The sequence below is a fragment of the Ferriphaselus amnicola genome (assembly GCF_000974685.2).
GTDB classification, from domain to species: domain Bacteria; phylum Pseudomonadota; class Gammaproteobacteria; order Burkholderiales; family Gallionellaceae; genus Ferriphaselus; species Ferriphaselus amnicola.
In genome coordinates this window covers 2,070,627-2,093,848 of record NZ_AP018738.1, presented here as the reverse complement: position 1 = coordinate 2,093,848, position 23,222 = coordinate 2,070,627, and the positions used below count along the sequence as shown (strand labels likewise).

Genomic DNA, 23,222 nt, shown 5'->3' with positions numbered 1-23,222 from the left:
CCGCCGGGTAATCACCGGCGGTTTTAACCATGCGGCGCAATGCCCGTTGGTTATTGCGCCCTACTTGCTTGCTGTCCTTGGGCTGCCAGCCAATTGCACTCGAATTCTTGCCACCTCTGTTCAAAGCTTGAGGAAGCTATCTCAGCGCCCAACTCCTTTGGAGCAGAGCCGAGATCGGTGAATATGCCGCAGTTTTTACCAAGAGGTGCGGCTGCAACCGTCTTGCCCGAGGCATTGAAAGCAAGCTCACGCTGCACATTTTCGTATGCCGACTGAAAGTCGGGATTGGCTCGTGGCAAAATGTGCGACAGGCAAGTGGCGATGAAGCTTGGCTTGAGCCATGGGCCAGCGCTGAAGGTGGCGTAGCGCATCGTTTGTTGTATCGTCTAACTAGAATTGGACTCCAAACTCGGAGTCCATTAATCCAACAAATCCGCAAACAGCGGTGTGGAAAGATACCTTTCCCCGAACGATGGGATGATGACCACGATGGTTTTGCCTGCGTTCTCTGACCGGTAGGCGACCTTCAGCGCCGCCCAGACGGCTGCGCCGGAGGAGATGCCGACCAGTAGGCCCTCTTCGCGTGCCAGTTTGCGGGCGGTGGTGAAGGCGTCTTCGTTCTTGACGCGCACGACTTCGTCATAGATTTGCGTGTTCAAAATGTCCGGTACGAATCCAGCACCGATACCTTGGATCGGGTGCGGGCCGCGTTGGCCGCCGGAGAGGACGGGCGAGGCATCTGGCTCGACGGCGATGATCTGCACGCCGGGCTTCCTAGCTTTCAGCACTTCGCCCACGCCGGTGATGGTGCCGCCGGTGCCCACGCCGGAGACGAAGATGTCCACTGCACCGTCGGTGTCGTTCCAAATCTCCTCCGCCGTGGTGACGCGGTGGATGGCGGGATTGGCTGGGTTGGCGAATTGCTGCGGGATGAAGTATTTGGGATCGGCGGCGGCCATGTCTTCAGCGCGCTTCACTGCGCCCGGCATGCCTTCCGGCCCCGGCGTCAGGATCAGTTCCGCGCCATAGGCTTTGAGCAGCAAACGGCGCTCGCGGCTCATGGTCTCGGGCATCACGAAAGCGCATTTGTAACCGCGCGCGGCGCACACCATCGCCAAACCGATGCCGGTGTTGCCGGAGGTCGGTTCTAGGATCACTGTGTCCGGCCCGATCTTGCCCGCCTGCTCCGCTGCGTCCAGCATGGCGACCGCGATGCGATCCTTCACGCTGTGCGCCGGATTGAAGAATTCGAGCTTGAGCAGGATGCGGGCGTGAGCGTCCTGACCGATACGGTTGAGTTGAACCAGCGGCGTGTTGCCAACCAGTTCGGCGACATTCTTGGCGATCTTCATGGTGTCCATCCTTAGCGATTCAAAGTGGGCAAAACTATAGCGCAGCGCGTGTGTGCTGTGGCGAACTTATGATGCTGATCATATCGCTGCCGGTTATGAAGCAAGGTCACCTCGGAAAACCTACTGCGCGACTTGATTTACCCGCTAGGGGCAGGTCGGCGGGTGCCCGGCGGCGTTGCCGCCACCCTTTCGCTCGCGGCGTTGCGCGGTGCTCACTCAATCGCTCCGCTCCGTGCGCTTTGCACTCAAGCCGCTCGCTACGGTTTTTCGAGGTGCCCACAAGTGTGCCCAGCAGCGTGCATCCTTGGGGTACGATGACGCTTATTGATGGCAGTTACGGAAAGGTGATTCAAGTGCATATTGGCGTTCCCAAAGAGATCAAAGCGAATGAACATCGCGTGGCCTTGGTGCCTGCGGGTGTGGCTGCGCTGGTGGCGGCTGGGCATTCTGTGTGGGTGGAGCAGGGCGCGGGGCTGGGTAGCGGTTTCAGCGACGATCACTATCGGGCGACTGGTGCGCAGATCGCGCCGGATGCCGATGCCACGTGGGCGGCGGCGCAACTGATCGTTAAAGTCAAAGAGCCGATACGCGCCGAATGGCCACGCATCCGCGCCGGGCAGGTCATCTTCACCTACTTCCACTTCGCCGCCGACCGCGAATTGACCGAAGCGCACTTGGCCTCCGGCGCGACCTGCATTGCCTACGAGACCGTGGCCTTGCCTTCTGGCGAATTGCCGCTGCTCACGCCGATGTCCGAGGTGGCGGGCCGCATGGCGGTGCACGAAGGCGCGAAATATCTGGAGAAACACCACGGCGGCAGCGGTGTGTTGCTGGGCGGCGTACCCGGTGTCGCCGCTGCACATGTGCTGGTGATCGGCGGCGGCGTGGTCGGCAGCAACGCCGCGCGCATGGCCGCCGGACTGGGCGCACGCGTCACCCTGCTCGACCTCTCGCTGGAACGCCTGCGCCACCTCGCCGACACCTTGCCCGCCAACGTGCAGACGCTGTATTCCAATCGCCACAACCTGTTGGAACAACTCGCCAGCGCCGATCTGGTCATCGGCGGCGTACTCATCCCCGGTGCCGCTGCGCCCAAACTCATCCGCCGCGAAGACTTGAAATTGCTACGCCCCGGCTCGGTCATCGTCGATGTCGCTGTCGATCAAGGCGGCTGCTTTGAGACCACCCACCCAACTACCCACCAAGAGCCGACCTATCTAGTGGACGGCATCGTTCACTACGCCGTCGCCAACATGCCCGGCGGCGTACCGCGCACCTCCACGCTGGCGCTGACCAACGCCACCTTCCCGTATCTGCTGCAACTGGCGGACAAAGGCTGGCAACAGGCACTGCGCGACAATCCCGCTCTGCGGCAAGGGCTGAACGTGGTGGCCGGGCAGGTCAGCTACCGTGCAGTCGCCAAGGCCTTTGATCTGCCATACGCGGCGGCGGACGGGTTTCTGTAGCACTGGTGAACTGTCATTCCGGCCTGCGCCGGAATGACAGAGTCAGCTAAATCAGCACATCTGCCGCATTCAGCGGGGCACCGCGTCCCAGCGCCTGACGCAAGAGCGCCAGCGCCCGGCCACTGGAAAGCTCGTCCAGCCATTCCGGCAACGCGCCGAAGCGGCGTTCATACGTTTGCAGGGCTTCGTCCAGCAGGGAAAAACGGTGAATCTCGATGGTGTCCAACATGATTGCTCCTTGCCCTCTAAGTGTCTGGCGTAGCCAGCACCGGAGGGGTCGGAGCGAGCACGCTTTAGCCAGAATTTGTATTCCGCCCTGGAAAGTTGTCGGTTAAATCCGGCGGATGAGTCGCATCTTAATGAGTTTTGTTGTGCTGTAATGGAATGATTCGTTCTATTGATAGCTTGAATTGGAATATGGTATTTTGGTGAAAATGGAATAAGGAAATCAGAAAATATAATTTCACAGAATTAAGCAGCTTTTCTATAGTGCGCTCCATCGCAATTCAGTCAACCCAAGGAGCACACCATGAAAAGAAGTTTGTTGAGCATTGCCCTGTTGTCCAGCCTGTTTGTCGTTTCGGCGCAAGCCGCCGAAGTTTCATTGCTGAACGTTTCCTACGATCCGACCCGCGAGTTGTATCAAGACTACAGCGCTGCATTCGCAAAATACTGGAAAGCCAAGACCGGCGACACCGTTACCGTGAAAGCATCGCACGGTGGTTCCGGCAAGCAGGCACGCGCCATCATCGACGGTCTGGAAGCTGATGTGGCGACCTTGGCGCTGGCGGCAGACATCGACGCGCTGCAAGAAAAAGCGAACCTGATCCCCGCCAACTGGCAGACACGCTTGAAGCACAACAGCTCGCCTTATACCTCGACCATCGTTTTCCTAGTGCGCAAGGGCAATCCCAAGGCGGTCAAAGATTGGAACGATCTGGTCAAGCCCGGCATTCAGGTCATCACACCTAACCCCAAGACTTCCGGCGGTGCGCGCTGGAACTATCTGGCGGCGTGGGTTTACGCGCTGAAGAACAACGGCAATAATCCAGCCAAGGCGCAGGAGTTCGTCACCAAGCTCTACGGCAACGTGCCCGTGCTGGATTCCGGCGCGCGCGGTTCGACCACCACCTTCGTTGAACGCGGCATCGGCGACGTATTGCTGGCGTGGGAGAACGAAGCCTTCCTAGCGATCAAGGAACTGGGGCCGGACAAGTTCGAGATCGTCGTACCCAGCTTGAGCATTTTGGCTGAACCTCCGGTCGCCGTGGTGGACAAATACGCCGACAAACATGGCACCCGCAAGGTTGCCGAGGCGTATCTGGACTACCTCTATTCGACCGAAGGTCAAGAGATCGCGGCGCAGAACTACTACCGCCCGACCGACCAGAAGGTCGCGGCCAAGTATGCCAAGAACTTTCCCAAGCTGAACCTGATCACCATCGACGGCGCGTTCGGCGGCTGGACCAAAGCGCAGAAGGAACACTTCGCCGATGGCGGTGTGTTTGACCGCATCTACACCAGGAAGTAAGTGAGGTGAATCATGGCACAAGCAAACTACGCGTATCTAAAGCTGTTATTCAAGAACAATTTGTTGCTGGACTTGGATGAGTATGAATTGAGTGATGTGAACTCACTGGGCTTGGTGTGCCAATTTCTGGGGATGCACTTGTCGAGTGCTTTCCAGCCGATCTTCAGGTCGGATGGCAAGATCATTGGCCGAGAGGCATTGCTGAGGGCATCGGTACATGAGCAGTTCGAGTTGTTGCCCGAGGCTGCTTTCGAGGAGGCTTATCAGACAGGCAGGCTGGTTCAATTCGATCGCTTGGTTCGCACGATCCATTTATTGAATCACGACCGTCGTTTCCCGGAGCATGAGTTGCTATTCCTGAATGTGCACCCACGACTGCTGAGCGCAGTGAGTGATCATGGACGTACGTTCGAGCAGATCCTCCACTACTACTCGGTGCCGACCTCGCAGGTGGTCATCGAGATCAAGGAGTCTGCCGTTGCGGATTCTGTGGTGCTTGCAGAAGCAATTCGTAACTATCGCAATCTTGGCTACAAGATCGCGGTTGATGACTTCGGCTTAGCTCAGCGTGGGCTGAAAAAGCTATCCGGTTTGCCGGGCACTTACGAGCGGCTGGTTTCCAACATTCACCATGATGAATTGAGTCGGGTGATTGCTCTCCATCCAGACTTCGTCAAACTGGATGGCGCGGTGTTGGCAGATCCGCAAGCGACAGGTGTCATCTATTCACTGGTTACCAGCCTAAGGGCTGCGGGCATTCAGGTCGGTATCGAATGTATTGAGACGGCATCACAGTTAGCCATCGCGCGTAAGGCCGGGGCTGACTTCTTACAGGGAAATTATCTGGCTAAGGCTGAGAGCGCCCCATACTCAAAAATTCGCCCATCCGTAGCTGAACATCTGGCGGCGTAACGCAACTCTCCTCCTAGGCGCAAATCCAGGTTTCAGGGGCAGGCAACTGCCCCTGTTTTTTATGTTCATAGGGTTTATTCCAATTTCTGCTAACCAAAGTAGTTTTTCTTATTTTTCCTGCTAAGCAGCTGTCGTTAGACTGCGCGCCTTGCCTACTTTAAGGATGTTGTGATGGCGCAATTCAAAGCGCATAGCGTGTTGCCGGGATTCAATCTGGCGCTGGGTTACACGCTGCTTTACCTTTCATTGATCGTGCTGGTGCCACTGTCGGCGCTGTTCTTCAAGACGGCCACGCTGGGTTGGGGCGGATTCATGGAGGTCGCCAGCAGCGAACGGGTGCTGGCGGCGTTGCGGGTGACCTTCGTGACCTCGTTCGCGGCGGCGGTCACCAATGCCGTTTTCGGTTTGGTGGTGGCTTGGGTGTTGGTGCGTTATCGCTTTCCCGGCAAGAAGTTGGTGGATGCCTTCGTCGATCTGCCATTCGCTTTGCCTACGGCGGTGGCAGGCATCACCTTGGCCACCTTGTATGCGCCGAACGGTTGGCTCGGTCAGTATTTTGCTGCGCATGACATCAAGGTGGCTTACACCCCGCTGGGCATCGTCGTCGCGCTGACGTTCATCGGCTTGCCTTTCGTGGTGCGTACGGTGCAGCCGGTGCTGGCCGATGTCGAGGCGGAAGTCGAAGAGGCGGCGGCCAGTTTGGGCGCGGGACGCTGGGATGTGTTCCGCCGCATCATCTTTCCCGCCATCTATCCGGCACTGCTCACCGGCTTCGCGCTGGCTTTCGCCCGCGCCATCGGCGAATACGGCTCGGTGATCTTCATCGCGGGCAACATGCCTTACATCTCCGAGATCGCGCCGCTGCTGATCGTCGCCAAGTTGGAGCAATACGATTACGCCGGTGCGACCGCCATCGCGGTGCTGATGCTGCTGATCTCGTTCGCCCTGTTACTGGGTATCAACGCTCTGCAATGGTGGAGCAGTCGGAAAGGGGCACGCTGATGTCTGGCCATTCGTTGCAACGCAAGATCGCCACGCATGAATCCAAGGGCGTGACGCTCGCGCTTATCCTGCTGGCGTTGGGCTATCTGGTGCTATTCCTCGGGATGCCGCTGTATGCCGTGTTCTATCAAGCCTTCAGCAAGGGTTGGGACTTGTATTGGGAGGCGCTGAAAGAGCCGGATGCTTGGTCGGCGGTCAAGCTGACGCTCATTACGGCGGCCATCGCGGTGCCGGCCAACCTCGTGTTCGGCATCGCGGCGGCGTGGGCCATCGCCAAGTTCGAGTTCAAGGGCAAGAGTTTGCTCATCACGCTGATCGACTTGCCGTTCGCAGTCAGTCCGGTGGTGTCTGGCTTGATCTACGTGTTGCTGTTCGGCGCACAAGGCTGGTTCGGGCCATGGTTGATGGAGCACGACATCAAGCTCATCTTCGCCGTTCCCGGCATCGTGCTGGCGACCATCTTCGTGACCTTCCCGTTCATCGCCCGCGAGTTGATTCCGCTGATGCAGGCACAAGGCAAGGATGAGGAAGAGGCGGCGGTGTCGCTCGGTGCTTCCGGCTGGCAGACTTTCTGGCGCGTGACCCTGCCGAATATCAAATGGGGATTGTTGTACGGCGTGATCCTGTGCAACGCACGGGCGATGGGCGAATTCGGCGCGGTGTCGGTGGTGTCCGGTCATATCCGTGGCTTGACTAACACCATGCCGCTGCACGTCGAGATTCTCTACAACGAATACAACTTCGTCGCCGCCTTCGCGGTGGCCTCGCTGCTGGCTTTGCTGGCGCTGGTCACGCTGGGATTCAAGTCACTGGTCGAGTGGCAGGCACGACGGAGTGGCGAACCTTTGCATGGAGCACATTAAATGAGTATTACCATCGAAAATCTGAACAAGCGTTTCGGCGACCACATCGCGCTGAGCAACATCAACCTCGAAGTGAACAGCGGCGAGTTGTTGGCACTGCTCGGCCCGTCGGGCTGCGGCAAAACCACGTTGCTCCGCATCATCGGCGGCTTGGACGTGGCGGACTCCGGCAGCTTGCTGTTTCATGGCGAGAACGTGGAAGAACGCGATGCGCGTGAACGCAATGTCGGCTTCGTGTTCCAGCACTATGCGCTGTTTCGCCACATGACCGTGTTCGAGAATGTCGCCTTCGGTTTGCGCGTCAAGCCGAAGAAGGAGCGTCATCCCGAGGCCGAGATTCGCAGGCGGGTAACGCATCTGCTGGAGCTGGTGCAACTCGACTGGATCGCGGATCGATGTCCGTCACAGCTTTCTGGTGGGCAGCGTCAGCGCATCGCACTGGCTCGTGCGCTGGCAGTGGAACCCAAGATATTGCTGCTGGATGAGCCGTTCGGCGCGCTGGATGCCAAGGTGCGCAAGGAGTTGCGCCGCTGGCTGCGCCATTTGCATGACGAGCTGCATGTCACCAGCATCTTCGTTACCCACGATCAGGAAGAAGCGCTGGAAGTGGCCGACCGCGTGGTGGTGATGAACCACGGCAAGATCGAGCAAGTCGGCACACCGGACGAGGTGTATGCGACGCCAGCCACGCCATTCGTCTATCAGTTCATCGGCAACGTAAATCTGTTCCACAGCCGCATCCACTCGGCCTGGACGCAGCAGCATGGCGATGCCGTGGCCTATGTTCGCCCGCATGACATCGACATCAGTCATACTCGGCATGACGATGCATCGCTGGCTGGCGAGATCAAGCTGATACGCGCCATCGGTGCGGTGGTGCGCGCCGAAGTGGCGGTGGCGGGCAGTGAAGAGTTGGTCGAGATCGAGTTGTCGCGCGAGCGTTTCGAGGCGCAACCCTTGGCGAATGGCGATCAAGTGTTCATTCGGCCACGCCAAGTGAGAGTGTTTGAGGAATCGGTGAAGGGCACGCTATGAATTTCCAGCAACAACGCATCATCCGCGAAACGGTACGGCAGAACTTCAATCTGACCGAGGTGGCCAATGCACTTTATACCTCGCAGTCCGGCGTATCCAAGCACATCAAGGATCTGGAGGACGAGTTAGGCATCGAGCTATTTGTCCGCAAAGGCAAGCGCTTCCTCGGCCTGACCGAGCCGGGGCGCGAACTGGTCGAGATCGCCAACCGCATCTTGCTGGACGCGGGCAACATCAAGCAATTGGCCGAGAATTTCAACACGCGCGACGAGGGGCGGCTGACCGTGGTGACGACGCACACTCAAGCGCGTTATGCGCTGCCGTCCGTGGTGGCGAAGTTCAAACAGGCGTTCCCCAAAGTACATCTGGTGCTGCATCAAGGCAGCCCCGGCGAGATCGTTAAGATGCTGCTCGAAGGCCATGCTGACATCGGGTTGGCGACCGAGGCGCTGGAGGGTACCGAGAATCTGGTGTCGTTTCCCTACTACCAGTGGCATCACGCCGTGATCGTTCCTGCGGGGCATCCTCTGGAATCGGTGCAGCCGCTCACGCTGGAAGCTATCGCCGACTATCCCATCATCACCTACCACGAGGGCGTCACCGGACGGACGCGTGTGGATCAGACTTTCGAGCGGGTCGGGCTGTCGCCAGAGGTGGTCATGTCGGCGCTGGATTCTGATGTCATCAAGACCTATGTCGAACTGGGCATGGGCGTGGGCATCATCGCTTCGATGGCTTTTGAGCCTGCCCGCGACAGCAAGCTGCGCGTGCTCGATTGCGCGCACTTGTTCGAGCCCAACACCACCCGCATCGCCTTCCGGCGCGGCCATTAGCTGCGTGGCTATGCCTACCGTTTTATGGAATATTGCTCGCCGGAGCTGACCGAGAGCGTAGTCAGCTCCGCGAATACGGCGCAGTTATCAGAGTGAGTTTTTAAGCGGCTTGCCGTTCCAGCACGGCTGCGAAGAAGCCATCCGTACTGTGTACTTGCGGCAGCAGTTGCAGGTAGTCGCCCATCTCCAGCGGGATCTTTTGCTGCTTCAGCACTTCGCCTGCGGGCAGCAGGATGAAGTTGGGGTGGGCGGTGAGGAAGGCGGCTACGATTTCTTGGTTCTCTTGCGGCAATAAGCTACATGTCGCATAGACCAAGCGTCCGCCGGCTTTCAGCAGTTTGGCGGCGGCGGCGAGGATGGCGGCTTGCTTGACGTTGAGTTCGTCCACGCTGGTGGGCGACTGGCGGAACTTGAGGTCGGGGTTACGGCGCAGCGTACCTAGGCCGCTGCACGGCGCATCCACTAACACGCGGTCGATCTTGCCAGCGAGGCGCTTGATCTTTTGGTCGTGTTCGTGGGCGATGAGTTGCGGCTGGACGTTGGACAAGCCGGAGCGCGCCATGCGCGGCTTCAGGTTGGCCAGTCGTTTTTCGGACACGTCGAAAGCGTACAAGCGCCCTTGTGAATTCATCATCGCGCCCAGCAGCAGCGTCTTGCCGCCTGCACCGGCACAGAAATCCACCACCATTTCGTTGCGCTTGGGGGCGAGCAGGAAGCCGAGCAACTGACTGCCTTCGTCCTGTACCTCGAACTTGCCGCCCTCGAACATCGGGCTCTTGTTCAGCGGCGGTTTGCCTTTGACGCGGATGCCGATGGGGGAAAGTGGCGTGAGCGTGGCTTCCACCTTTTCGCCTTGTAGGCCTTGCATTACTTCGTCGCGGCTGGCGCGCAGGGTGTTGACGCGCAAGTCGAGCGGGGCGGATTGCTGCATGGCGCGCCCAGTGGCGAGGATGTCTTCGTCCGACATCGAACCGCGCAGTTTTTCGATCACCCAGTCCGGTAATTCAGCCTGAATGGACAGCGGCAGTTCGGCCATCTTGTAGCCTTTGACTTGCCCCAGCCATTCCGACTCGGTGGGCTTGAGCAGCGGCGTCAGTTCGCGCAGGTTGTAGCCGCCGAAGCGCACCCAGTAAGCCAACGCCATGCGGCGCGGTGTCGAGCGTTCGGCGGTGCAGGCCAGTTCCAAGAATGCACGGTGACGCAAGATGCCGAACACGGTCTCGGCGATCAGCGCTCGTTCACCGGAACCGGTGCGCTCGCTGCGGAAGTGGTGGCTCAGCGCAGCGTCAGCGGGATGAGCCAGTGGCAGGACGGCGCGCAGCGCTTGGATGACGAGTTCGAGGCGGTATTCAGTGATCAGCATGATGGTGTGTCTTGATTCGGGAGGGGGATTTTCTCATTTCAGCGAGGGCGGCATGAATAAATCTTCTAAGGGCGAGGTTCACTCGTCCGACAAGCGGATTTCTTGGATGACCATCACGCCGTTGATCGAGCCATCGCGTTCGATACGGACGACTTTTACTGGCAGCAAACGGTATTCCAGCGCCAACCAAATTTCCAGCCCTTCTTCGTCTGGACCGTGGATCTTGCGCACGGGCAAGGTGCGCAGTTTGCCCATCGGCGTCATGATCTCTTCCTCTTGATCGAGGCTGACGCGATAGCGCTCCAGCTTACGGCCATTGGTCACGGCCAGCGGCAGTGCTTCTTCGCGCAGTCGGAAGCGGGAGAGCTGGTAGAGCATGCTGAGTCTGTCTTGAGCATCATCGGTCAGCGCCGTTTCGCCACCTTGCGAGAAGCGCAGGATATGGTTCGTGTGGTCGAAGAACATCTCCACGTTCTGGTTCTTGCCGTCGAGGTTCTTGTCTTCTTGCGCGTAGTCCGGCTGGAATCCAGCGTGGGTGATGGTGCCGCGACTGGTCTGGTTGTAGAGCACGTTCTTGACCAAGCGCGCCAAACCTATGGTGCGGATGGTCGCGGTCAGCGTGTAGTGGCCGTCTTGGATCTCTAGCAGGTGGCGCACATCACCGACGTCGAAGCCGCCATCGGACAGGCGAACTTTGTATTTCAGCATGGCGTGCTTGGGCAGTGGCGGTGGCTCAGCTTCCAACGGTGCGGATTTTTCTGGTGGAGACGAGTCGGCAGCCGTCATGGTCGAATCCGGTTCGGGTTCGGCCGTGGCCTCGGTCGGCACGGCTGTGTCTGCCTGATCCGTAGTGGCGACTTCCGGCTGCGGGACGGGGGCGGCAGCAGGAGGTTGCGGCTTGGGACGCTTGGCGTTCAGCTTGGTCACTTTTTTGGGAGGTACGGCGGCGGGCTCGGGCAATTTCTCCAGCTTAGCTTGCAGCGGTGGCAGGTCGGGTTCGTCTTCCGGCAGGCTGAGCGGGACTTGCCATAACAGCAGCAGATGTAGCAGCGCCGAGGCGGCCAGCGCGATGACGATATGGCGCTGCTCGATGCGGGTCACGGCGTGATGCTGAGCCGGGTCAGGGTTTGCGTGTAGCGATTGCCACCGCCTTCGGTCACGACCACTTTTACCGGAAGCTGGTTGCGTTCGGTCGCCAGCCATATCTCGGTTTTAGCGCCGTTGGCTTGTGGCGGGGTGCTGACGTAGATCGCTTTGAATGTGCCGAAAGGAACCTCGATGTTCTGCTCAGCGGTGATCTGGTAATTGTAGATGTCCAGCTTGCTGCCGTTGGTCATGTGGAAGTCCAACGTCGATTTGCCCTGCAAGTCGAGGAACATGAACTGGTACATGGCCGACAAGCGGTCTTGCGTATCTTCCGGCAAGGTGACTTGGCGCGTGCCATTGTGGTCGTTCAGTGTGAGTTGATGGCCCGCCCAGTCGAACGTGGCGTTGGAATTCCGCTCGGTGTCCTTGATACGTTCCTGAGTCACGCGCTGCGGATGCAAGCCTTGCTCAAGGATGCTGCCGGTGCTGATGATCGTGATGGTTTCCGATTTGAACATGGCCGCGATGCCCACCGCTCGGGACACGCTTTCGATGCGGTAACTGTCGCCGTTGCGGGTGTAGGTCTCTTTGATCTCGGCGACATCCAGCCCCTCCAACTCCAGCGTGTATTCAGCTTCGACTCGGCTAGGCGGCGTAGCCCATGCGTTCGAGGAGATCAAGCAGGACAACAGGGCCAGCCAGCTCAGTACACGCAACATGGTTTACTCCATTTCAGGTGCGACGATGAAAGTATCGTTCGCTTCAGGCCCGTTGGAGGTGACTTTGCCGGATTCGTTCAACCACATCTGTCCGCCGCACAACCAAGCCACCGCTTGCGGATAGATGCGATGCTCCACTTTTAGGATGCGCGCCGCCAGCGTATCCGGCGTGTCGTCGCGTAATACCGGCACCGCACCCTGCGCGATGATCGGCCCGTGGTCGAGGTCGGCAGTGACGAAATGCACCGTGCAGCCATGCAGCTTCACGCCGTCGTCGATCGCACGCTGATGCGTGTGCAAGCCGGTGTAAGAAGGCAGCAGGGAAGGGTGGATGTTGATGAGTCGCCCGGCAAAATGCTCGACGAAACCCGGCGTGAGGATGCGCATGAAACCGGCCAGCACCACCAAGTCCGGCTGATGACGGTCGATCTCTGCCGCCAGCACCGCATCGAACGCCTCGCGCGTGGGATGTTCGCGGTGCGACACCACCGCCGTGGGGATGCCGCGCGCCTGCGCATAGTCCAGCCCACCCGCATCCGCCCGATTGCTGATGACCGCTGCGATGCGATGCGGCAGACCGGCCTCGACGATGGCCTGCATATTCGAGCCGCGCCCGGAGATAAGAATGACGATGTTCTTCATGGTGTGCAAAGGGATGAGGCGAGTGCGCGGATTATAACGGAAGCGCGCGGGTGTTTAGGCGGGCTGCACCACCACATAGTTCGCCGCGATTTCGCGGTAGAACTCGGCGGGGATGTCGGCCCAATCAACCAGTTGCACGATGATGGGCAGGTCGCTTTCGGAGAGCGCTTCAATCACGTCGGATAGGCTGGTCTGTCTGCGGTGCAGGTTATCCGGCTGCCGAACCACCAGATCAAGGTCGCTGGCGGCGTAGCAATCGCCGTTGACCCGGCTCCCATACGCCCATACTTCCGCTTGCGGCAGATGTCTGCGCATAATGTTCCGCACCATTTTCAGGTAAGGCGCAGGCAACTCCAGCCGCGCCGCTTCAGTCGTCGGCATGGCCGCTTTCCTTGTCCTGCTTGTGTTGCAGCGTGTCGGCCTGCGTGCGATGTTCCACAAAAAGGCGGGGGGCAGCACCAACGTTTTCTGTGTGAACTGCTCGCCGTAATCATGCGTACAGAATTTTACGGCTATCGCTCCGCGAAGAAAGCACTTTGCTGGCGAACTCACCCCGATTTGCCGCCAGATAACCCGTCAATGTTTGGTGGATGATGTCGGATTCGGAGCGATGCGTTTCTTCGGTCAGAGTTGACATGGTCAATACCTGCTTGGAGTAAAGTAAGGGGCGAAGTGCATTCCATCGGATGTTTTGGTATCCCCCATATGGGGCATTGCCCCTTTGTTATTAAGGCATACTCCGACTGACGGGGGCGAAGAATGGATGGCGACTACTTTTACGGAGATATTACTTCATTAGTTAGTAAGCTTTTTGCAAGTAAATCTGATGCTGCTGGTGTTAGATGACCATAGTCCCAAGTAGTAATGCCAAGTTTTCTATCTATTCCAATATATGTCAAACACCCCTCTTTGTTGCAAAAGAAGTCCATTAAATCAATAAACTTAACTCCACGTATCTTCTGAAATTTATTGGCCTTGAGGGAATCATTTAGTGCGAAAAATTCGCGATCAACACCTACCCAGGTTCTCTGGGGCGTGTTTATCCATAGATTACGCGCTATTACTTTTGGTAAGTCAGGCTTCCAGTGTGGAACCGGACCAGTAAAAATGATTCTATTTACCCCTATGTTTTTCAGCTTTTTAATAATCTGTTCCATTGAAGCTAGCGAGTGTCCCCCAGCTTGGGCAACTATAACAACGTCTGGTTTTACTTCAGAAATTGTTTTAATTGCAAACCAATTTGATTGCTCACAGTAGTTAGTAGTTGATGTGGCTGCAATACTAGGATGTGGAGCGCAACCAGAACTAGTAGCCATCAATATCTGCCAATCAAAGGGTAGATTTTTTTCAAGCCCAAAATATAACTGTTGTGCGTGTGAGTCTCCCCAAATTAGCACAGAGTGTGCGTATTTTGAATTTCTTGTATAACAGCTGCTAGCCACAGCTACACGCGGCGTTTGTGTTGACTTACCTGCCCGATATTTATCTATATCGTAAAAATCACAATCAAATCGATATTTGATGGGAATCTCCATTGTGGCAAAATATTTCTGTTTGGGGGGCGAGTTCTCAAAATAGGACAGGTAATCCCCCTTGTTATCGAGAGATCTTTGGGGAGCGCCTCCTTGCTTGTACAAGCCTGCTCCAAATGTCCAGACACACAACATTACAACCAATAAAGCAATAGTTTTTCCACGAGTGTCCCTCCCATGTCTGAATGGCTTCTCAACTAGCAGGTAGGAAAGCCAAGCTAAGCTGAGAGCCACTGCTAAAGCCAATAGCCCTTCGAAGGCAGATATATCGCCATTGGTAATTCTCAAATACGAAAGAATCGGCCAATGCCACAAATAGAGTGGATAGCTGATTAGCCCAATCCATACCATGAGTTTGTTGGTTAGCAGCTTTTCATTCAGCCAGGTTGTAGGTCCGGCGGAGATAATCAGAAATGCACCAATTGTTGGTAGTAATGCCCACCATCCCGGAAAATCTCTCCCTTTGTTTAGCAGGAGTAGTCCACTAAGGATTAGTGCAAACCCCAAGAGTGATTGGGTGTTTTTGTGTCTTTCGATGAGTTGTGGGCGATGCAAAGCAACGTAAGCTAAAACACCTCCCACCATTAACTCCCAAAATCTCGAGAGCGGTAGAAAGAATGCAGATGTAGGGCTGCGGTGTACTAGGTAGATATTGGTGGCAAAAGAAAGCACTGCAATCACGGCCGTAATTCGTAAAAAACTCCAATGACGTTTCCAAACATACGCCAGCAGTAGAGGCCAGAAGATATAAAACTGCTCTTCAATTGCTAGACTCCAAAGATGGAGCAAGGGCTTGGTTTCTGCTGAGTTGTCGAAGTAGCCACTTTCTTTCCAAAGAATCAAATTCTGAATGAAGCCTGAGCTAGCAGCGGTGTGTTTTCCAAGCTGTTTATATTCATCTGGAAAAAGCACAAACCAGCTAAATGCCAAGGAAGAAACCAGAACGAGGATTAGTGCTGGGAATATCCTGCGGACACGACGTGCGTAAAACTCTACGAGACTAAAGCGGTTGCGTTCAAGACTCGAGAAAATGATTGTCGAAATCAAAAATCCAGAGATAACAAAGAAAATATCGACGCCGATAAACCCACCGGGCATTTTCCCAGGAAATGCATGGAATATTACGACGGCAAGAATCGCAATCGCACGCAAGCCATCAATATCAGGCCGATATTTGGGGTGTGCTAGGTGGGGGTGTTTGGGGGGCGTCACTGCCAGCTCCCTCACTTCACCTGCGTCTGATGCTCTTCGCCATTCCTTGCACGAATCACGCCGATCTTGCTCACCGTCTCGCCCGCTGCTTGCAACTGGCTGACCGCCGCGTCGGCATCCGCTGCTGCGACCACGACTACCATGCCGATGCCGCAGTTGAAGGTGCGGTACATCTCTTGGGCTTCGACGTTGCCGCCTTCTTGTAACCAGCGGAACAGTTTGGGCATTTGCCAGCTAGCAGCATCGATTTCAGCGACGACGTTGGCGGGCAACACGCGCGGGACGTTCTCGGTGATGCCGCCGCCGGTGATGTGGGCCATGCCTTTGACGTTGATCGCTTGCATCAGCGCCAACAGCGGTTTCACGTACAAACGGGTGGGCGCCATGATGCAGTCGGCCAAGCTACGTTTGCCGTCGAATGCCGCGTCCAGATCAGGCGCGGAGCGTTCGATGATCTTGCGGACCAGCGAGTAGCCGTTGGAGTGTGCGCCGTTGGAGGCCAGGCCCAGCACCACGTCGCCAGGGACGATGGTGTCGCCGGTGATGATCTTACTCTTTTCCACCACGCCGACGGCGAAGCCAGCGAGGTCGTATTCGCCCACGGGGTACATGCCGGGCATTTCGGCGGTTTCGCCGCCGATCAGCGCACAGCCGGAATCCTCACAGCCTTTGGCGATGCCCTTGATGACTTCCGTTGCGGCAGCTACGTCCAGCTTGCCGCAGGCGAAGTAGTCGAGGAAGAACAGCGGCTCAGCGCCTTGCACCAGAATATCGTTCACGCTCATGGCGACGAGGTCGATGCCGACGGTGTCATGGCGGTTGAGTTCGAAGGCTAGCTTCAGCTTGGTGCCCACGCCATCGGTGCCGGAAACTAGCACTGGCTCTTTGTACTTTTTGGAGATTTCGACCAGTCCGCCGAAGCCGCCGATGCCGCTCAGGACTTCGGGACGCATGGTGCGTTTGGCGTAAGGTTTGATGTTTTCGACCAGCTGGTCACCGGCGTCGATGTCAACACCGGCGTCGCGGTAGGATAGGGAGGCGTTCTGGTTCAAGTTGAGTTCTCGCTTTCTTCAGGATAAAGTGCGGCAAATTTCGCCGGATTTTACCTTAAATGACCCCGCAACGCTTCGCTGCACTGCAATGGCTGGCCTTTCTTCTGGCTGCGCTGACGCTGCTCTACCTGCTAAGCCCCATCCTCACGCCGTTTGTCGCGGCAACCATCCTCGCTTACATCTGCAATCCGCTGGTGGCGCGGCTGTGCCGCTGGGGGTGCTCGCGCACGCTGGCGACGATCGCGGTGATGCTGGGTTTGGTCGCACTGGTGGCCGGGTTGCTGCTGATCATCTTGCCGCTGTTGCAGCAGGAATCGGCGCTGCTGGTGGAGCAGGTGCCGGGTTGGTACGAGCAGCTGCGCCAGCGCTGGTTGCCGCAGTTGCAACAGTTGTTGGGCGACGATGCCAGCGCCGCTGGCTTACGCAGTTGGCTGATGGCGCACTGGCAGAACGCAGGCGGCGTGGCGGGTAAGCTACTGCCTTGGCTGGGCGGCAGCAGTGCAGCGCTGTTCGCTTTGTTGATGAATCTGCTGCTGATCCCAGTGGTGCTGTTTTACTTGCTGCGCGACTGGGAAGCGTTGCTAGGCAAGCTGAGCGAGTTAGTGCCTATGCGCCATAAGGCGTTAGTGAGCCGTGTCACGCTTGAGATCGACGGTGTGCTGGCTGAATTCCTGCGCGGCCAGCTCTCGGTGATGGCGCTGATGTCGGCCTATTACGTGCTCGCTCTGAGTTTGACCGGCCTTGAATTCTCGCTGCCCATCGGTCTGCTGGCCGGAATGCTGGTGTTCGTGCCCTACCTTGGCATGGTTGCGGGGCTGGCGCTGGCAACCTTGGCGGCAGTGATGCAGTTCGACGAATTCACCCGCGTGTTCCTCGTGTGGGCGGCGTTCGGCCTCGGCCAGTTGCTGGAAGGCGTGGTGGTCACGCCCTGGTTGGTGGGCGAGCGCATCGGCCTGCATCCGCTGGCGGTGATCTTCGCTCTGCTGGCGTTCGGCCAGTTGTTCGGCTTCTTCGGCGTGCTGCTGGCGCTGCCGCTCTCCGCCGTGTTGCTGGTCGGCTTGCGCCATGCGCGCGATGGCTATCTTTCCAGCACCTTGTATCGGGACTGAGTGATGAACCAATTACTGCTGGGGATCGCACCCGACTGGGTGCCGACGTTGGACAATTTCGTGTCCGGCCACAATGTCGAATTGTTGGAACGTCTGCGACATGCGCTGCTGGGCGAAGGTGAGCGCAGCATCTACCTGTGGGGCGAGGCGGGCAGCGGCAAATCCCATCTGTTGCGGGCGTTGGTGGTCGCGGCGCAGGAACTGGGGCTGAGCGCGGAATACGCTGTGGCGAACGTCCCCGTGGTAGCCGATGTGATCGCAGTCGATGACGTGCATACGCTGGATGGCGAGGCGCAGATCGCGCTGTTCGCTTTGTATAACCAGATGCGCGATAGCGGCGGACTGTTGCTGGTGAGCGGTACGATGGCGGCGATGCAACTCGGATTGCGCGATGATCTGCGCACGCGGCTTGGCTGGGGCTTGGTCTATGAGGTTCACTGTTTGAGCGACGAGGAAAAGGCGCAAGCGCTGCAACGTCATGCCTATGCGCGCGGGCTGGAATTGCCGTCGGAAGTCATCCAATACTTGTTGCGTCACGGACGGCGCGATCTTCCTGCTTTGCTGACGACGCTCGATGCGCTGGATGAGCTTTGCTTGCGTCTGAAGCGCTGGCCTTCGGTGCCTTTGCTGAGAGAGGTTATGCAAACGGCAAGTCAGGCCGACTTGCCGTTCAACACTGATTAGGCTGACTCTGCCGCGCGTTCCACGCGCTGAATCTGCAAGGCCGTTTCCAACTGCTCGTTGCTGATCAAGCCATGCTGGATCAGGAACGCGCCGATGCGACCATCGCGTTTGGGGTTGAACTGCGCCAAAACGCCCATCAACACTTCTTCGGTGAGCGCGCCGGTATCCAGCAAGATCGCACCCAATGGGCGGTGGTTGGGTTTGTGCAGCGGCACGGGTTCGTGGACTTCACTGATCTCGCCGAAATACAGGGGATTGTCTTTGTCGATGCGCTGGCCGAGCGCTTGCACTTCTTTCCAGTAGGTGCGGTTGCTATCAGTCGCGGCGAAGCGGCGAGCGGCGCTTTCAAACTCTTCGTGCCGATCCAGTGAGCTAAGGATGGATAGCAGTAGCAACCAAGCCTGCGGCTTGTCGGGCGATTGATCCAATAGTTTCTCTAGGATTTGGATGGCCAGCTCGGGATGGCCGTGAACGGCGTACAGCTCAGCCTCTTCAACCACCCAATCGGATTCTTGGGGTGGCTCCGCTGGTTTGACGGGAGGCGCTACGGCGATGATGGGCTCGGGAGCTACGACGGCAGCGGGCGTTACTACGACTTCTGCGCTGGATGTGACTGGCGCGACATCTTGGGAGACAGCAACTGGGGTCAGATTGGCTGGAGCAAGTGGTAGGGTCGGCTCATCGCTGTCTTGCACGATGCTTTCGCCCGTCCATTGGGCTTTCATGCGTTTATTGTACTGGCGCAGGCCGACTAGGATCAACAGAATGGCACCCAAAGCCAAGGCTAGATTGCTCATCAAGTCAGACTCTGGCTCGATCACCGGGGGCGGTGTGGTCGCCTTGACTGGCGTGGGTTTTGCCGTCGGTACCGCTGCGGGTTGCGACTGAGCGGCAGGCTGAGCTGACTCCATCGAGGTCGCTTGAGCGGGTTCGCTCACTGCTTGCCCCATCTGGACGCGCACCAGCTTAAGCTCTTCCTGCAATTGCATGACCTGATGCTGCAAGGCAAGGAAATTAGCCGTCTGATCATCCTGATCCAGCAGGCGTTGTTGAGCGAGCAGTTTGTTGCGATCGGCTTCACTCAGCTTGCCGACGCGCGAGGTGTCGATCACATCGGTGGATAAGCGCAGATGGAATTCGCCGATCTCGGGAGCTTTGCGCGAGATCGGCGCAGAGCGATCATCTTTGGCTTGCGCAGTCTGGTTGGTTTTCACTCGTTTGCTGCGACGCGCTTTCGGTGAACTCGGTGCGGTGTCTTTGGCGGCGCTGCGAGTTTTGATCGGAATCGCTGTGCCTAGGGTCGGGCTTTGGATCAGGCTGGGTTCGGCAGGGGTTTCCGCGCTGGGGGACGACTCCAAACTGGGGAGCGCAGTGAACGTGCGGCTGATGCTACCTTGTCCGGGGCAGCGGACTTGTAACTGCAAACGAACGTAAGCCTTGTTGATCGGTTGATTGCCTTGGATGAGCACGACTGAGCGGTCTTTGTCTTGCTGCAATGACAAGCTGGCCTGAGTGATGAATTCGTCAGGATTACCTTGCTCGGCGCTGGGGGCGATCAGCGTGAGGCAGCCTTCATCTACAGTCTCGTTGCTGGCAAGAGAGAGTGAGACTCTGGCCTTGAGTGGTTCCCCTAAGTGACTTTGTAATACGATGTCGCCGATGCTGACGGCTTGAGCGATACACGGAAGTGCTAATGCCAACGACAGCGCGAGCGGCGAGGTGAAACGAAGCACGAAGGCGCGCGCCGTGCGGCGCTGCATCTGAGCGGTGTGCTGACTTTGAACGGAATCCATGCCATCCCTTTGGTTATTATGCGGCTGGGCTTTGGTGCCGACACGTTCCGCTGTGGCTTGAATCTGGTATCGTTCGCCCTCGCGGAAACAGCCTTTTCCCTGTGCGCGGCATTATAGCCCGATGCGAGCGTGCATTGCCAAGCCGCTTACGCGTTAGTTTTACTGAATAATTGGAGTTTTGTTGTGAATCTTGCCCTATTTGATCTAGATAACACGCTACTGGATGGCGATAGCGACTTCGAATGGTCGCAATTTCTCATTTCTATCGGCGTACTCGACCGCGAATTGTTCGAGGCGAAGAATCTGCACTTCTATGAACAGTACAAGGCGGGCACGCTGGACATCCACGAGTTTCTCGACTTTCAGCTGAAGCCGCTGTCACGTCATTCGCGCCATGTGCTCGATGGCTGGCATCAGCAATTCATGCGCGACAAGATCATGCCCATGATCACGCCGCAGGCTCGAACTTTAGTTGCCAAGCACCGCGATGCGGGCGATGTGTGCGTCATTATCACGGCGACGAATAGCTTCGTCACCGCGCCCATTGCGCAGGAGTTCGGCATCGAATACCTGATCGCAACCGAACCGGAGCAGAAGGAGGGTGAATTCACTGGCGGTGTGGCGGGCGTACCCAGTTTTCGCGAAGGCAAGATCACCCGGCTGGAGCAATGGTTGGCGGAGAGCGGCTGGACTTGGGCAAGTTTCGACCGATCTACGTTCTACAGCGATTCCTTGAACGACTTGCCTTTGTTGGCCAAGGTGCAAACGCCTGTAGCGGTGAAGCCTGACGCTACGCTACGTACCTATGCCGAACAGGCGGGGTGGCCAGTTCTGGAGTGGTAAGGGTCTAGCCAGCGAGTAGCTAGATATAGGCGTTCGGGCTTAATGCTTTATTTTTTGAAGTGCCTAATAATGAATGCGGTGCCGTCAAGGCGCTAGTCTGATTTGAAGTTAACCGACCACCAAGGAGACGAACATGAAACGATTGATCGCATTGGCAGTGATGGGTTCGAGTTTGGCTGTCGCACCCGCCGTATTCGCAGGCGCGCAGCAGGAGAAGATGAAGACGTGCAACAAGGATGCTAAGGAGAAAGCGCTCAAGGGCGACGAACGCAAGGCATTCATGAAGTCTTGTCTGAGCGGCGGTGCCGCCGAAAGTGGCAAGGGTAAGCAACAAAGCAAGATGAAGGACTGCAATAAGCAGGCCGAGGGCAAGAAGGGCGATGAGCGCAAGTCGTTCATGAGCCAGTGCCTGAAAGGGTGATGTCTGCTGACTCAACATTGAGGGCGCGTCTAGCGCCCTTTTCATTATCCAAACGATGAATCCACGCTGGCTTTTCATATTTCTGCTGTTCGTCGCTGCACTGTCTGTGTGCGGCGCGCTGCTGAGTGGCTCGTCGCCGCTGTCGGCGGGCGAAGTCTGGCTCGGCTTATTGGGTCGGGGTGAGGCTGCGCAGATCGTTCAGGAATTGCGCTTGCCGCGCGTGTTGGCGGCGTTCGCTTGCGGCGGGCTGTTGAGCTTGGCGGGCGTGTTGTTGCAAGCGCTGTTGCGCAACCCGCTGGCCGATCCCTACATCCTCGGCGTATCTGGTGGGGCGGCAGTGGGCGCGTTGGCAGCGATGTTGTTGGGCGCGGGATTGCTGGCGGAACAGGGCGCTTCTTTGGCTGGCGCACTGCTGGCGATTGTGGTCGTGTTCGGCCTGGGCTTTCGCCACGGTGAGCGCAACCTCTACCGTTTGCTGCTCACTGGCGTAGTGCTTTCCGCCGGATGTGGCGCATTGGTCAGCTTGTTGTTGACGCTGGCACAAGCCGAGCAGGTGAAAGGCATGTTGTTCTGGCTGATGGGCGATCTGTCGCAGCCGCAAGGCTTGGAGCCAGCTTGGTTGGTATTGCTGGTCGTCAGCGTGGTGGCGACGCTGGCGGCGGGCGGACTGGATGTGTTGGCAGGCGGGCGTGACAAGGCCGCCGCGCTTGGTTTGGCCGTCACGCGCTGGCAGGCCGCGTTGTATTTCGCTGCCGCGCTGCTCACCGTGGCGGCACTGCAACTCGGCGGAAGCATCGGCTTCGTCGGCTTGCTGGTGCCGCACGCGATCCGCTTGCTGGGGGTGTCGGCGCATCGCTGGCTGATCCCGTGTGCCGTGCTGCTAGGCGGCAGCTTTCTCGTGCTGGCTGACACGTTGGCACGCTCTTTGTGGTCGCCGCTGCAACTGCCGGTCGGCATCTTCTCCGCCTTGCTCGGCGTGCCGGTGCTGTTATGGTTGCTGGGAAGGCGGGCGTGATGCTGGAAGCGCGTAGCCTCACGGTGAGTATGGGCGGCAAGACCGTCTGCCGTGAACTGAGTTTTGCCGTACAGTCCGGCGAATGCTGGGGCGTGCTGGGACAGAATGGCGCGGGTAAGTCCACCTTGCTGCGCACCTTGGCTGGATTGCATCAGCCTGATTCAGGCGAAGTTCGCTGGGGGAAATCGCTGTTGACCAACATTCCGCGCCGCGAATTAGCGCAGCAACTGGGGGTGCTGCTGCAAAGCGAGGGCGGCGAATTTTGGGGCTCGGTGCTGGACTATGTGCTGCTGGGACGCTTCCCGCACCGCCGCGCCTTGTTCGGCTACAGAACCGACGATGAAGCCATCGCGAGACAAGCGATGGCGGCGATGGACTTGAGCGAACTGGCGCAGCGTCCGCTCAACCAGCTTTCCGGTGGCGAACGCCAGCGTGCCGCCATCGCTCAATTACTGGCGCAGCAAGCGCAATGTCTATTGCTCGACGAACCCTTACAGCACCTTGATCTACGCCATCAGGCGCAGGTGATGGAACTACTTTCTGGCATGAAGTCGCGAGCCGTGTTCATGGTGCTGCACGATCTGCTATGGGCGCAGCGTTGCTGCGACCACCTGCTGCTGATGTTCCCAGATGGTCAAGTGCTGGCGGGGGCGAGCGCTGAGTTGCTGACATGCGAACATCTAGAAGCGCTTTACCAGTGCCGTCTGCGGGTGGCCGAGGTGGAAGGGGAGCGCTGTTTTCTTCCCGGTGTATAATC

At 57.9% G+C, this 23,222-nt stretch carries 24 protein-coding genes and 1 pseudogene; 13 read left to right on the top strand and 12 right to left on the bottom strand.

Annotated features, from left to right (window positions below; translation table 11 throughout):
* Nucleotides 1–50: 50 nt before the first annotated feature.
* Together OYT1_RS10440 and cysK are read right to left on the bottom strand one after the other, a co-directional pair.
* Nucleotides 51–371, bottom strand: a complete 321-nt coding sequence (locus OYT1_RS10440; protein WP_062626300.1) for a hypothetical protein — start codon at nucleotides 369–371, stop codon at nucleotides 51–53.
* Nucleotides 372–419: 48 nt separating this feature from the next.
* A complete protein-coding gene (gene cysK / locus OYT1_RS10435) occupies nucleotides 420–1,352 on the bottom strand; it encodes a cysteine synthase A (protein ID WP_062626410.1) in 933 nt (310 codons plus the stop codon).
* Nucleotides 1,353–1,705: 353 nt separating this feature from the next.
* On the opposite strand from cysK, the gene ald reads away from it, so the two are divergent.
* Nucleotides 1,706–2,818 (top strand): alanine dehydrogenase, encoded by a 1,113-nt coding sequence (gene ald, locus OYT1_RS10430; protein ID WP_062626409.1) that lies wholly within the window; start codon nucleotides 1,706–1,708, stop codon nucleotides 2,816–2,818.
* Between the two features lie 46 nt (nucleotides 2,819–2,864).
* Here ald and OYT1_RS10425 read toward each other — a convergent pair whose 3' ends face one another.
* Nucleotides 2,865–3,047 carry a hypothetical protein gene (locus OYT1_RS10425; RefSeq protein ID WP_062626299.1) on the bottom strand — a complete coding sequence of 61 codons (183 nt, stop codon included), beginning with the start codon at nucleotides 3,045–3,047 and terminating at the stop codon, nucleotides 2,865–2,867.
* Nucleotides 3,048–3,347: 300 nt separating this feature from the next.
* Here OYT1_RS10425 and OYT1_RS10420 point away from each other — a divergent pair, with 300 nt between their 5' ends.
* The 6 genes and pseudogenes from OYT1_RS10420 to OYT1_RS10395 all read left to right on the top strand — a co-directional run bounded on the left by OYT1_RS10420 (nucleotide 3,348) and on the right by OYT1_RS10395 (nucleotide 9,090).
* Nucleotides 3,348–4,349 carry a sulfate ABC transporter substrate-binding protein gene (locus OYT1_RS10420; protein WP_062626298.1) on the top strand — a complete coding sequence of 334 codons (1,002 nt, stop codon included), beginning with the start codon at nucleotides 3,348–3,350 and terminating at the stop codon, nucleotides 4,347–4,349.
* A 12-nt stretch (nucleotides 4,350–4,361) separates the two neighbouring features.
* A complete protein-coding gene (locus OYT1_RS10415) occupies nucleotides 4,362–5,261 on the top strand; it encodes an EAL domain-containing protein (protein ID WP_062626297.1) in 900 nt (299 codons plus the stop codon).
* Between the two features lie 171 nt (nucleotides 5,262–5,432).
* Complete coding sequence (gene cysT / locus OYT1_RS10410; RefSeq protein ID WP_062626296.1) at nucleotides 5,433–6,263, top strand: sulfate ABC transporter permease subunit CysT; 831 nt, start codon at nucleotides 5,433–5,435, stop codon at nucleotides 6,261–6,263.
* Nucleotides 6,263–7,126, top strand: a complete 864-nt coding sequence (gene cysW / locus OYT1_RS10405; RefSeq protein WP_062626295.1) for a sulfate ABC transporter permease subunit CysW — start codon at nucleotides 6,263–6,265, stop codon at nucleotides 7,124–7,126. Before cysT ends, cysW begins: the two co-directional genes overlap by 1 nt.
* Complete coding sequence (locus tag OYT1_RS10400; RefSeq protein WP_062626294.1) at nucleotides 7,127–8,161, top strand: sulfate/molybdate ABC transporter ATP-binding protein; 1,035 nt, start codon at nucleotides 7,127–7,129, stop codon at nucleotides 8,159–8,161.
* Nucleotides 8,158–9,090, top strand: a pseudogene (locus OYT1_RS10395) (CysB family HTH-type transcriptional regulator). Before OYT1_RS10400 ends, OYT1_RS10395 begins: the two are co-directional and overlap by 4 nt.
* A gap of 4 nt (nucleotides 9,091–9,094) precedes the next feature.
* On the opposite strand, the gene OYT1_RS10390 reads toward OYT1_RS10395, so the two are convergent.
* The 8 genes from OYT1_RS10390 to purM all read right to left on the bottom strand — a co-directional run bounded on the left by OYT1_RS10390 (nucleotide 9,095) and on the right by purM (nucleotide 16,600).
* A complete protein-coding gene (locus OYT1_RS10390; protein ID WP_088178201.1) occupies nucleotides 9,095–10,357 on the bottom strand; it encodes an RsmB/NOP family class I SAM-dependent RNA methyltransferase in 1,263 nt (420 codons plus the stop codon).
* A 78-nt stretch (nucleotides 10,358–10,435) separates the two neighbouring features.
* Nucleotides 10,436–11,458 carry a DUF3108 domain-containing protein gene (locus OYT1_RS10385; protein WP_062626293.1) on the bottom strand — a complete coding sequence of 341 codons (1,023 nt, stop codon included), beginning with the start codon at nucleotides 11,456–11,458 and terminating at the stop codon, nucleotides 10,436–10,438.
* Nucleotides 11,455–12,162, bottom strand: a complete 708-nt coding sequence (locus OYT1_RS10380; protein ID WP_062626292.1) for a DUF3108 domain-containing protein — start codon at nucleotides 12,160–12,162, stop codon at nucleotides 11,455–11,457. The genes OYT1_RS10385 and OYT1_RS10380 overlap by 4 nt, the downstream gene beginning before the upstream one ends.
* Before the next feature lie 3 nt (nucleotides 12,163–12,165).
* Nucleotides 12,166–12,804, bottom strand: a complete 639-nt coding sequence (gene purN, locus OYT1_RS10375; protein WP_062626291.1) for a phosphoribosylglycinamide formyltransferase — start codon at nucleotides 12,802–12,804, stop codon at nucleotides 12,166–12,168.
* Between the two features lie 54 nt (nucleotides 12,805–12,858).
* Nucleotides 12,859–13,185 (bottom strand): nucleotidyltransferase family protein, encoded by a 327-nt coding sequence (locus tag OYT1_RS10370; RefSeq protein ID WP_062626290.1) that lies wholly within the window; start codon nucleotides 13,183–13,185, stop codon nucleotides 12,859–12,861.
* 109 nt (nucleotides 13,186–13,294) lie between these two features.
* Nucleotides 13,295–13,441, bottom strand: coding sequence for a hypothetical protein (locus OYT1_RS13690; protein ID WP_172588541.1), 147 nt, complete (start codon nucleotides 13,439–13,441; stop codon nucleotides 13,295–13,297).
* Between the two features lie 139 nt (nucleotides 13,442–13,580).
* Nucleotides 13,581–15,548: an acyltransferase family protein gene (locus tag OYT1_RS10365; protein WP_197714081.1), complete on the bottom strand. Its 1,968-nt coding sequence runs from the start codon at nucleotides 15,546–15,548 to the stop codon at nucleotides 13,581–13,583.
* A gap of 11 nt (nucleotides 15,549–15,559) precedes the next feature.
* Complete coding sequence (gene purM / locus OYT1_RS10360) at nucleotides 15,560–16,600, bottom strand: phosphoribosylformylglycinamidine cyclo-ligase (protein WP_062626288.1); 1,041 nt, start codon at nucleotides 16,598–16,600, stop codon at nucleotides 15,560–15,562.
* Nucleotides 16,601–16,659: 59 nt separating this feature from the next.
* On the opposite strand from purM, the gene OYT1_RS10355 reads away from it, so the two are divergent.
* The gene (locus tag OYT1_RS10355) at nucleotides 16,660–17,709 is read left to right on the top strand and encodes an AI-2E family transporter (RefSeq protein ID WP_062626287.1); all 1,050 of its coding nucleotides are present in this window, start codon (nucleotides 16,660–16,662) and stop codon (nucleotides 17,707–17,709) included.
* Nucleotides 17,710–17,712: 3 nt separating this feature from the next.
* Nucleotides 17,713–18,393, top strand: coding sequence for a DnaA regulatory inactivator Hda (hda, locus tag OYT1_RS10350; protein WP_062626286.1), 681 nt, complete (start codon nucleotides 17,713–17,715; stop codon nucleotides 18,391–18,393).
* Here hda and OYT1_RS10345 read toward each other — a convergent pair.
* A complete protein-coding gene (locus tag OYT1_RS10345; protein ID WP_062626285.1) occupies nucleotides 18,390–20,186 on the bottom strand; it encodes a type IV pilus assembly protein FimV in 1,797 nt (598 codons plus the stop codon). The two genes, hda and OYT1_RS10345, sit on opposite strands and share 4 nt — an antisense overlap.
* A gap of 183 nt (nucleotides 20,187–20,369) precedes the next feature.
* Between OYT1_RS10345 and OYT1_RS10340 the strand changes: the two genes are divergently transcribed.
* The 4 genes from OYT1_RS10340 to OYT1_RS10325 all read left to right on the top strand — a co-directional run bounded on the left by OYT1_RS10340 (nucleotide 20,370) and on the right by OYT1_RS10325 (nucleotide 23,220).
* Nucleotides 20,370–21,029: a histidinol-phosphatase gene (locus OYT1_RS10340; RefSeq protein WP_062626284.1), complete on the top strand. Its 660-nt coding sequence runs from the start codon at nucleotides 20,370–20,372 to the stop codon at nucleotides 21,027–21,029.
* A 133-nt stretch (nucleotides 21,030–21,162) separates the two neighbouring features.
* Complete coding sequence (locus tag OYT1_RS10335) at nucleotides 21,163–21,450, top strand: PsiF family protein (protein WP_062626283.1); 288 nt, start codon at nucleotides 21,163–21,165, stop codon at nucleotides 21,448–21,450.
* Nucleotides 21,451–21,505: 55 nt separating this feature from the next.
* Nucleotides 21,506–22,465, top strand: a complete 960-nt coding sequence (locus tag OYT1_RS10330) for a FecCD family ABC transporter permease (protein WP_062626282.1) — start codon at nucleotides 21,506–21,508, stop codon at nucleotides 22,463–22,465.
* Complete coding sequence (locus OYT1_RS10325; RefSeq protein WP_232013172.1) at nucleotides 22,441–23,220, top strand: ABC transporter ATP-binding protein; 780 nt, start codon at nucleotides 22,441–22,443, stop codon at nucleotides 23,218–23,220. Before OYT1_RS10330 ends, OYT1_RS10325 begins: the two co-directional genes overlap by 25 nt.
* The last annotated feature ends 2 nt before the right edge of the window (nucleotides 23,221–23,222 follow it).